Here is an 8,841-nt window from a genome sequence, read left to right as displayed (position 1 = left end):
TTCACTCTCTGCTTTTGATTATATGATTCGTTCTGGTACATAACACAACATTAAGAAATATGTGCACGCACTTACATTTTTAAACCTAAGTGCGTGTTTTTACAAGTTATCAACAAATATTCAACTTTATTGTCCCCTCACTTTATGTTTATATTTTGGCTATCCATAGTTATTGGATGCCACAACGAAAAGGAAACATGAAAATGAATAAATTACTTGTTGCTTTAGGTCTCGCTGCTACTGTTGCTCTTGTAGGCTGTAATAAAGATAAAGCACCTGAAACAGGGGCGACTACTGGCGAACACTTAGAGAATGCTGCTGATCAAGCGGGTCATGACATTGCGACTGCAATTGACACGACTGGTGATCAAATCGATGCTGCCGCTGATCACACTGCAACTGCAACTGCTGAGGCTGCTGCAGAAACTGAAGCTGCTGCGCGTGAAGCTGCTGCAAATACTGCGGGCGCTGTTGAATCAACTGCTGCTGATATGAAAGAAAAAGCTCAACAATAATTCGTTGAGACTAAAAAAAGCCTCTGATCACAGAGGCTTTTTTTATTTCAAGTTCTCAAATATTTCAAAATAAAAGACAACTCACTAGATTTTTACTTTTTCTCGACTTTAAAACTGTCTTTTAAATCAAGAATACGGTTAAACACTGGTTTTTCTGCACGATGATCAAATTGATCAGCAACAAAATATCCCTCACGCTCAAATTGGAATCGATCTTCAGCTTTCGCATGTGCTAAAGCAGGTTCTACCACCGCTTGTACGATTTGCAGTGAGTTTGTATTAAGATTTGCCAAGAAATCATCGCCTGTTTCAGGATCAGATTCTGTAAATAAGCGATCATAAATACGCACTTCCGCTGGAATACCTTTACTCGCTGAGACCCAATGCACGACCCCTTTAACTTTACGCCCTTCAGGGTTTTTACCTAAGGTATTTGGATCAATTGAACATTTTAGTTCAATCACTTCACCCTCGGCATCTTTGATCACTTCATCACACTTAATGACAAAAGCATGGCGTAAACGAACTTCACCATCAGGAATTAAACGTTTGAAGCCTTTAGGGGGTACCTCTTCGAAATCTTTACGATCAATATAAATTTCACGTGTCAGAGGAATGATACGTTCACCCATATCGACATTTGGATGACGTGCGTGGGTTAAGTCCAATTCTTCAGGTAAATTGGTCAAAGTCACTTTTAATGGATTCAATACCGCCATACCGCGCGCTGCGGTATTTTCCAAAGATTGGCGAATACAGAATTCAAGCATTGCAACATCAACAATACCATCGGTTTTTGAAACACCAACACGTTTGCAGAAATCTCTTAAACCTTCAGCAGTAAAACCGCGACGACGCATTCCTACAACCGTCGGCATACGTGGATCATCCCAGCCATTGACATGACCACCTTCAACTAATTTACGCAGCTTACGTTTAGAAGTGATGGTGTAATCAATATTTAAACGCGATGATTCGTATTGGCGTGGTACAGCTTGAGAATGAACCTTTGCAACGATCCAATCATAAAATGGACGGTGATCTTGGAATTCTAATGTACAGAGTGAATGGGTAATGCCTTCAATCGCATCAGACAATGGATGAGCATAGTCATACATTGGGTATATTTTCCACTTATCACCTGTTTGGTGATGTTCAGAATGCAATACACGATACAAAATTGGATCACGCATATGGACATTTGGACTTGCCATATCGATTTTGGCGCGCAATACAGCACCGCCTTCTTGGATTTCACCATTACGCATTTGTTCAAAACGCGCTAAGTTCTCTTCAACAGTCGCATCACGATACGGTGAGTTTTTCCCTGGCTCTACGAAGTTACCACGATTCAACTTAATTTCTTCGGGAGATTGTAGATCCACATAAGCATCACCTTGTTCAATCAATTGCACCGCCCATGCATAAAGTTGATCAAAATAACTCGAAGCGTAACGTGGCTCACCATTCCAGTTAAAGCCTAACCATTTCACATCATTGGCAATGCCATCCACATATTCTTGTTCTTCAGCGTCAGGATTCGTATCGTCAAAACGCAAATTACATAAACCGCCAAACTCTTCGGCGATACCAAAGTTTAAACAAATCGCTTTTACATGACCAATATGTAGATAACCATTAGGCTCTGGTGGGAAGCGAGTAACGACTTTTTGGGTACGTCCTTCAGTTAAATCATCAGTAATAACTTGGCGTACAAAATCTAAGCCGGCCTGTTGTTCTTGCTGCGCAGCATCGACAGAGGCATGAGTATTCGGTGTCGGGGTCTTTGGCAGTTCTGAAACAACATCATTTGGCTTCATAGGGTGTAAATCACTTCTTACAGTTAAAAAATAGGGAATAAAAACGCAATCTTTACTTTTTCTCAAAGATTTTAACGTTTTTTACTTGCCTTGTAGTTTACAGTTTGCTTATGCTTCTCTCAACCAAAAACCCATGGTCAATTTGCCCATGTTTAGGAGATTAATGTAATGAGTTTTCCTCAAGTCGAATTAAATACCAATAAAGGCCGTATTGTTCTTGAGCTTAATGCTGAAAAAGCACCAAAAACGGTTGCAAATTTCTTAGAATATGTACGTGACGGTTTCTATGACGGCGTAATTTTCCACCGTGTGATTGAAGGTTTTATGATCCAAGGCGGTGGCATGGACGAAAACTTTAAAGAAAAAGCAACGCGTGATTCAATCGAAAATGAAGCTGACAACGGCTTAAGTAACGATGAAGGTACTGTTGCAATGGCACGTACTCAAGCACCTCACTCTGCTTCTGCTCAGTTCTTCATCAACGTTAAAAACAACTCTTTCTTAAACCACACAGGCAAAACAGCTCAAGGTTGGGGTTATGCCGTATTTGGTAAAGTTGTTGAAGGTATGGACGTTGTAGATGCAATTAAAGGCGTACGTACAGGCAACCGTGGTTATCATGCAGACGTTCCTTTAGAGAATGTTGTGATCGAATCTGCTAAAATTATCTCTGAATAATTTTATCCAACAGGACTCTTTGTGACTCACCTGTTTATCTCAGATTTACATTTGTCACCTGATCACCCTCGACTCGTTCGAGGGTTTTTAGACTTACTGAACGAATATCAAAATAAAAATACCCAACTCTATATTTTAGGTGATTGGTTCAACGCTTGGATCGGTGATGATTATACTGCACCGTGGTTAAATGAAATTATCAGTGCCTTGCAAGCATTTACTTCTGCTGGCAATCGGGTTTACTTCCAAGTGGGTAATCGTGATTTCGCTTTAGGTCAAAAATTCTTAGATCAATTCGACGGAATTTTGCTACCTGATGTCTATAGCCTCGAAATCAACCACATGAAAATTCGTCTCGAACATGGCGATGCTCTGTGTACTGACGATATTGCATACCAACGTTTCCGTAAAATAATTCGTAATCGAGTTTTACTCGGTTTTTTAAAGCGCACACCATTAAGTTTTAGACAAAAACTTGCCAATGGATTCCGTAAAAAAAGCAGTGAAACCAAACAACTGAAAAACTATGACATCATGGATGTAAATGCACAAGCTGTAGAAAATGTGATTACTAACGTCGATCTTTTAGTCCATGGGCATACACACCGTCCTAACATCCATCAACTAGGCAACAAACAACGTATTGTATTAGGTGACTGGCGCGCAGATTCGGCTTGGATTCTAGAAATCAATGAGCAAGAAAATTATCAATTAGATTTTAAGCAGTGGTTATATTAGGATCAGTTAACATTCAAATCATCAATCATGGTCCTTATTTATACTTACACTCATTACCTAAAAATAACTGCTACGACGCACTCATATACGACTTAAATCTATATAGAAATCACATTTAGCTACTTTCAGTGAAATATATATCCAGTAGAATAAAGCGAGTTTTAATTGGATTCAAAAAATATGGATACATTACTTACCGCAAAAACACGTTATGCAACTAAAGCTTACGATGTAAATAAAAAAATCCCAAAACAACAATTCGAAAAACTGTTAGAAGTTTTACGCTTTAGCCCATCTTCTGTAAATATTCAACCTTGGCATTTCCTCGTCGCAGAAACAGACGAAGCAAAACAACGTATTGCATCAGGTTTGACAGGTAGTTACATTTATAATTCAGCTAAAGTATTGAATTCTTCACACACATTAATCTTTTGTACGCGTACCGATATTTCACCGGAGTATTTAGAACAGCTACTTCAACAAGATGCTGCCAGTGGTCGCTTTAAAGATGAGGCAGCTAAACAAGGTCAACGTGATACACGTCAAGGCTACGTTGAGTTTTATCGCAACGAATTGAAAAATCTTTCTGCGTGGATGGAAAATCAAACGTACTTAGCACTGGGTCAACTCCTTTTTGCTGCTGGGCTTGAAGGGATTGATGCGACACCGATGGAAGGTTTTGATCGAAATACCATTGATCAAGAGTTTGGTTTAACTGAAAAAGGTTTAAAAGCCTCTGTCATCGTCGCTTTAGGGTATCGTAGTGAACAAGATTTCAATGCGATTTTGCCAAAATCACGACTTCCAGAGGAAGTTATTTTTACTCGTTTATAATTTTCGAATTTGTAGCGAAAAACTGCGCTCGTTTAATTCGTAATATTAGCGATAGATAGGTCAAGTAAGCACTTGTTAAAACAGCATTTTACTTGATCTATCTACAAGTATTTATTTAACAACTCATACTTCGTTGATTTATATCTAAAATCCTAGTATCAAGTTCTTTTAAGAATGCCTGCAGATCCTCAGTCTGAATAAAATCAGAATTATACAGAATCGATGTTTGCACATCTTCTATGCCACAAAAACCAAAAATCCCCTCTACGACTTGTGTGCGTATTGCTTGAGTATAACCATGCTTATCATATCCAGCTTCATCGCCCGTACCCGTTGCAATCAGTTTTATAGGTATCCTCTTAAGCTCGCCAGTCAACACACCTTGCTCATCTACTTTAAAAGCCCAACCGTGAGTAAATACGCGTTCAAACCAACCTTTTAAAACAGCAGGAATCGACCACCAATAAATGGGGAAAACAAAATAAACGATATCAGCACGGTCAAACCGTGCTTGTTCCAACAAAATATCAGTACTCAGTACTTGCTGACCACGATAGGCCTCGAGATCAGGAATGGTGATGGCTGGTTTAAAGTCCTCTTTATACAAATCAGCAATTTCGACATTTATTCCCTGCTGAGTCAAATAAGTCGCGATATGGTGTGAGATTTGATGCGATAACGACTTCATGTCAGGGTGAGCAATGATAATCAATGCATTTTTATTTTGTTCTAAAATTGACATAACTATTATTCCAAAGATGTTATGAATCATAAGTTACCATTGGTAACTTATTCAATCAATAGTCTTTGTCAAACATTCGTTGTGTTTAAAAAATCATGAAGTATAAGAAGAATAGAATTTTCCATCACCTTTTGTGCAGCCGCAGCGTCGATTACCTTATTACTTGCAGCCACACAAACTGCTTCCATCAATCCTGTTATTGCAATAATGATTGCTTCACCTGCTTGAGCTTCGAGTTGAATAAAGGGATCAACACTCTCTTTAAAAATATCGATAAACTCTTGTTGGCATTGTTGTAGATAAGTTTGCAGAATATCAGTGCCAGAAAGCGCAGCAATAACCAAACCCACCTCAGGACCCATTGCAATATGAAATTTCAAACACGCGCTACAAAAAAAATGAATGGTCTGATCTAAGCTATGAGCATGCTGTGCTAATGCATTGGATAAATCCTGCTTTTGCTTGTCACTAAACTCTTTATAAATAGCAATTAATAAACCTTCTCTATCCTTAAAATGCCGATACGCAATCGGTTTGGTAATGCCGGCTTGCTCTGCTAAATAACCCAAGGTCAACGCTTCTACACCTTGAGTACGAATAATGGATCGAGCGACATGTAAAAGCTGCTGTCTACGGTCATCTTTGCTGAGTCTTTTACCAGTCATATATACGATCTCATCATCATTCGCATTGTATATTTTACTTAGAATACAACTTTAAACTCAGTTATCTTCAGTAATAACTATATGCATGCCTATACATCATCCCCATAGACCGCTTTCATCATTATGTACACCCACTTTGCATCTCTCATGAAAAAGGATACAAGGGTTCATGAAAGTAGTCGTATCTTTCATTAAAACTCTTTGAATCAGAATTTTAAAAGACCTGCTTTTACAACATACAATTTCTACATCATAGCTTTGGCTAAACACAGTACCGCAACAATTCCACAGATCAGTCCCACCCAAGTATAGAGTTTTAAGCGTTCTTTAAATAAGACCACACCACTCAACACCCCGAGTACCACCACAAGAATATTCATCCCTGCAAATACAATAGCTGGTGTATCTTTAAAAATCATATGTGCTTTGACATATAAAGCAATATTGGCAAAATTAAGTCCACCCAGAACTAAACCCAAGAAAATATTCTTAGGCTGCCATTGGGGTTGAGTCACTGCAAGGTAAGCAATCGATAAAATAAATGCCCCAATAAAAGTTAAATTTAGCGTAACTGCAAACTGTAAACCTAAACTGCTACTGTATTTGAGTAGCACATCAATGGCCGCATAACCAAACCAGACACAAAATAAAAACAATGCCGATTTCAGATTCAAACTTCTATTGGTCTTTTCTGTTACTTGACCAAAAATAATGGCCAATATCGCAATAACCCCTAAAACAACACCGATTAATTTTAATTGGCTAAACTGCTCTGCAAAAATAAAATAGGCAGCTAACAAAGAAAGTATCACGGCTAAGCGTTGAGCTATTTCCGTCTTTAAAATCCCTGCATACTGTAATGACTTTGCTAAACACAAGAAAATACTAGGTAATAGCACAGCGAGGACTAAAATCAACCACCAAGGTGTATGCGACCATGAAATATGGGTGATATCGGTTTTAAACCAATAAAAACATAAAATGCTCGCACTGAAATAGTTCCATGCGATCATTTGTAAAACATCAAAACCTTTAGTTTTAAGAAACTTCAGCAAAATCGAAACAATGACGCTACAACATGCCGCAGCAAAAATGATTTCCATAGCAATTCTTGAACTTATATAAGGAACTTGACAAGGGAGTAGCCATTACCTACGTTTCATGCCTTGTTTGCGTTGTTTTAGCCTATAACGCAATGCATGGCTGAAATGTCAACAGACCCTTAAATCACATACAAAAATGCCAGTCTATTTTAAGACTGGCATTTTTTTAAAGATAATCCATCAATTAACGATTATTTTCGTCTTCTTGACCATCTTCAAATTTAGTTTCGCTGTCAAAACCACCTTGCCCACCGAAGCCACCTTGACCACCGAAGCCGCCGCCTTGACCACCGAAGCCACCTTGACTACCGAAGCCACCTTGACCACCAAAGCCGCCTTGACCACCGAAGCCACCTTGGCCACCGAAGCCGCCGCCTTGACCACCGAAGCCGCCGCCTTGACCACCAAAGCCACCAGCAGCACCACCTTGACCACCACCGAAACCACCAGTAGTGCCAGCTTGTGCTGGGAAGCCACCAGTGCCTTGAGCACCAGCTGGACGTGGATTACGCGCAGGAACGACTGTAGAAATCGCGTGCTTGTAAACCATTTGGCTTACAGTATTCTTTAATAAAACTACATATTGGTCAAAAGACTCAATATGACCCTGCAATTTAATACCGTTCACAAGGAAAATAGAAACTGGAATACGTTCTTTACGGAGAGAATTTAAGAACGGATCTTGTAAAGTTTGACCTTTAGACATTTTTAACTCCAAAAATTTTTAAATCAGCGCAAAAAAACTATCTTTATTTTTCAACTAAAAATTATAAAAAGACAGCCTGCGAATTTTGCTTTATCCCAAGAAGTTTCGCAAGTCTTCTTTCGCCTGCTTTATCGTCACGTAAGTTTTAAAATCGTGTATTTCTTGCAAAGAACGTAACCAAGTGTATTGACGTTTAGCTAGTTGCCGTGTCGCAAATAACGCTTTGTTCTCCATTTCTACTTTATTTTTGAGACTTAAGTCACTTTTTAATAAAAAATCTAAAGCTTGGCGATAACCTACAGACCGCATAGAGGGTAAATTATCATTTAAATCGTATTTTCTAATTAATTCCTCTACTTCATTTAAAAAACCAATGCTCCACATTTTGCTCAATCTTTGCTCGATGCGTTGATGTAATTCTAACCGATCAGGCATCAGTGCGTAGTTATGAAATATGTAACGATACGGTTGATTTTTAGGCTGCTCCGCTTGTAATTTTGTAATTGGCTCACCTGTAATCCGATAAACTTCTAAAGCTCGAATAATTCTTTGTTTATCAGATACTTTAAACTTCTCACCTGCCACAGTATCAACTGCAACCAGCTCATCATAAACTGCCTGCCAGCCTTCCGCCTCGGCTTTAGCAACAATCGCATCACGTATTGCCTGATCTGCATTTGGCAGATTGTCTGCAAGACCTTCAAGCAAAGCTTTGAAATACAGCATGGTTCCACCCACTAAAATCGGTGTTTTGCCACGCGCATGCATATCATCAATTAAAGGACAAACATCTTCAACAAATTGAGCCGCAGAATAAACCTCTAACGGCGTAATAATATCAATCAAATGATGTGGATATTGCGCTTGCTCTTCCTTGGTCGGTTTCGCAGTGCCAATATCCATATCTTTGTACACCAAGGCCGAATCAACAGAAATTAACTCGAAATTACCACGCTCATATAGCTCACATGCCAATGCTGTTTTACCACTTGCGGTAGGCCCCATTAAATTAATCACGGGCAATTGATTTGACATGTAAA

At 39.0% G+C, this 8,841-nt stretch carries 10 protein-coding genes; 4 read left to right on the top strand and 6 right to left on the bottom strand.

Translation table 11 applies throughout. The features are described from left to right. Nucleotides 1-203 precede the first annotated feature (203 nt). Entirely contained in the window at nucleotides 204-515 is a 312-nt protein-coding gene (locus EXE30_RS11040; RefSeq protein WP_130162424.1) for a hypothetical protein, read from the top strand. Between the two features lie 92 nt (nucleotides 516-607). On the opposite strand, the gene EXE30_RS11035 is transcribed toward EXE30_RS11040, so the two are convergent. Beyond that, a complete protein-coding gene (locus EXE30_RS11035) occupies nucleotides 608-2,335 on the bottom strand; it encodes a glutamine--tRNA ligase/YqeY domain fusion protein (RefSeq protein WP_130162423.1) in 1,728 nt (575 codons plus the stop codon). Between the two features lie 168 nt (nucleotides 2,336-2,503). On the opposite strand from EXE30_RS11035, the gene EXE30_RS11030 reads away from it, so the two are divergent. The 3 genes from EXE30_RS11030 (at nucleotide 2,504) to nfsB (ending at nucleotide 4,585) form a co-directional block, all read left to right on the top strand. After that, nucleotides 2,504-3,013, top strand: a complete 510-nt coding sequence (locus EXE30_RS11030) for a peptidylprolyl isomerase (protein WP_005197485.1) — start codon at nucleotides 2,504-2,506, stop codon at nucleotides 3,011-3,013. Nucleotides 3,014-3,034: 21 nt separating this feature from the next. Further along, nucleotides 3,035-3,751 (top strand): UDP-2,3-diacylglucosamine diphosphatase, encoded by a 717-nt coding sequence (locus EXE30_RS11025; RefSeq protein ID WP_130162422.1) that lies wholly within the window; start codon nucleotides 3,035-3,037, stop codon nucleotides 3,749-3,751. A gap of 180 nt (nucleotides 3,752-3,931) precedes the next feature. After that, complete coding sequence (gene nfsB, locus EXE30_RS11020; RefSeq protein WP_130162421.1) at nucleotides 3,932-4,585, top strand: oxygen-insensitive NAD(P)H nitroreductase; 654 nt, start codon at nucleotides 3,932-3,934, stop codon at nucleotides 4,583-4,585. Nucleotides 4,586-4,700: 115 nt separating this feature from the next. Here nfsB and EXE30_RS11015 read toward each other — a convergent pair whose 3' ends face one another. From EXE30_RS11015 to miaA, 5 genes are all read right to left on the bottom strand, one after another. Continuing rightward, nucleotides 4,701-5,327 (bottom strand): NAD(P)H-dependent oxidoreductase, encoded by a 627-nt coding sequence (locus EXE30_RS11015; RefSeq protein ID WP_130162420.1) that lies wholly within the window; start codon nucleotides 5,325-5,327, stop codon nucleotides 4,701-4,703. Between the two features lie 68 nt (nucleotides 5,328-5,395). Further along, entirely contained in the window at nucleotides 5,396-5,992 is a 597-nt protein-coding gene (locus EXE30_RS11010; RefSeq protein ID WP_130162419.1) for a TetR/AcrR family transcriptional regulator, read from the bottom strand. Nucleotides 5,993-6,237: 245 nt separating this feature from the next. Then, nucleotides 6,238-7,095 carry a solute carrier family 35 transporter gene (locus EXE30_RS11005; protein WP_130162418.1) on the bottom strand — a complete coding sequence of 286 codons (858 nt, stop codon included), beginning with the start codon at nucleotides 7,093-7,095 and terminating at the stop codon, nucleotides 6,238-6,240. Nucleotides 7,096-7,279: 184 nt separating this feature from the next. Then, nucleotides 7,280-7,801: an RNA chaperone Hfq gene (gene hfq, locus EXE30_RS11000; protein WP_130162417.1), complete on the bottom strand. Its 522-nt coding sequence runs from the start codon at nucleotides 7,799-7,801 to the stop codon at nucleotides 7,280-7,282. 90 nt (nucleotides 7,802-7,891) lie between these two features. Continuing rightward, nucleotides 7,892-8,836, bottom strand: coding sequence for a tRNA (adenosine(37)-N6)-dimethylallyltransferase MiaA (gene miaA, locus EXE30_RS10995; protein ID WP_130162416.1), 945 nt, complete (start codon nucleotides 8,834-8,836; stop codon nucleotides 7,892-7,894). Nucleotides 8,837-8,841: the final 5 nt, after the last annotated feature.

The organism is Acinetobacter halotolerans, assembly GCF_004208515.1.
GTDB classification, from domain to species: Bacteria; Pseudomonadota; Gammaproteobacteria; order Pseudomonadales; family Moraxellaceae; genus Acinetobacter; species Acinetobacter halotolerans.
Note: the sequence above shows the minus strand (reverse complement) of the source record. Positions and strands in the feature narration are given on the sequence as shown.

Coding starts and splice junctions, on each gene's coding strand:
- EXE30_RS11040 (WP_130162424.1), top strand. CDS start 204: ATGAATAAATTACTTGTTGCTTTAGGTCTCGCTGCTACTGTTGCTCTT.
- EXE30_RS11035 (WP_130162423.1), bottom strand. CDS start 2,335: ATGAAGCCAAATGATGTTGTTTCAGAACTGCCAAAGACCCCGACACCG.
- EXE30_RS11030 (WP_005197485.1), top strand. CDS start 2,504: ATGAGTTTTCCTCAAGTCGAATTAAATACCAATAAAGGCCGTATTGTT.
- nfsB (WP_130162421.1), top strand. CDS start 3,932: ATGGATACATTACTTACCGCAAAAACACGTTATGCAACTAAAGCTTAC.
- EXE30_RS11015 (WP_130162420.1), bottom strand. CDS start 5,327: ATGTCAATTTTAGAACAAAATAAAAATGCATTGATTATCATTGCTCAC.
- EXE30_RS11010 (WP_130162419.1), bottom strand. CDS start 5,992: ATGACTGGTAAAAGACTCAGCAAAGATGACCGTAGACAGCAGCTTTTA.
- EXE30_RS11005 (WP_130162418.1), bottom strand. CDS start 7,095: ATGGAAATCATTTTTGCTGCGGCATGTTGTAGCGTCATTGTTTCGATT.
- hfq (WP_130162417.1), bottom strand. CDS start 7,801: ATGTCTAAAGGTCAAACTTTACAAGATCCGTTCTTAAATTCTCTCCGT.
- miaA (WP_130162416.1), bottom strand. CDS start 8,836: ATGTCAAATCAATTGCCCGTGATTAATTTAATGGGGCCTACCGCAAGT.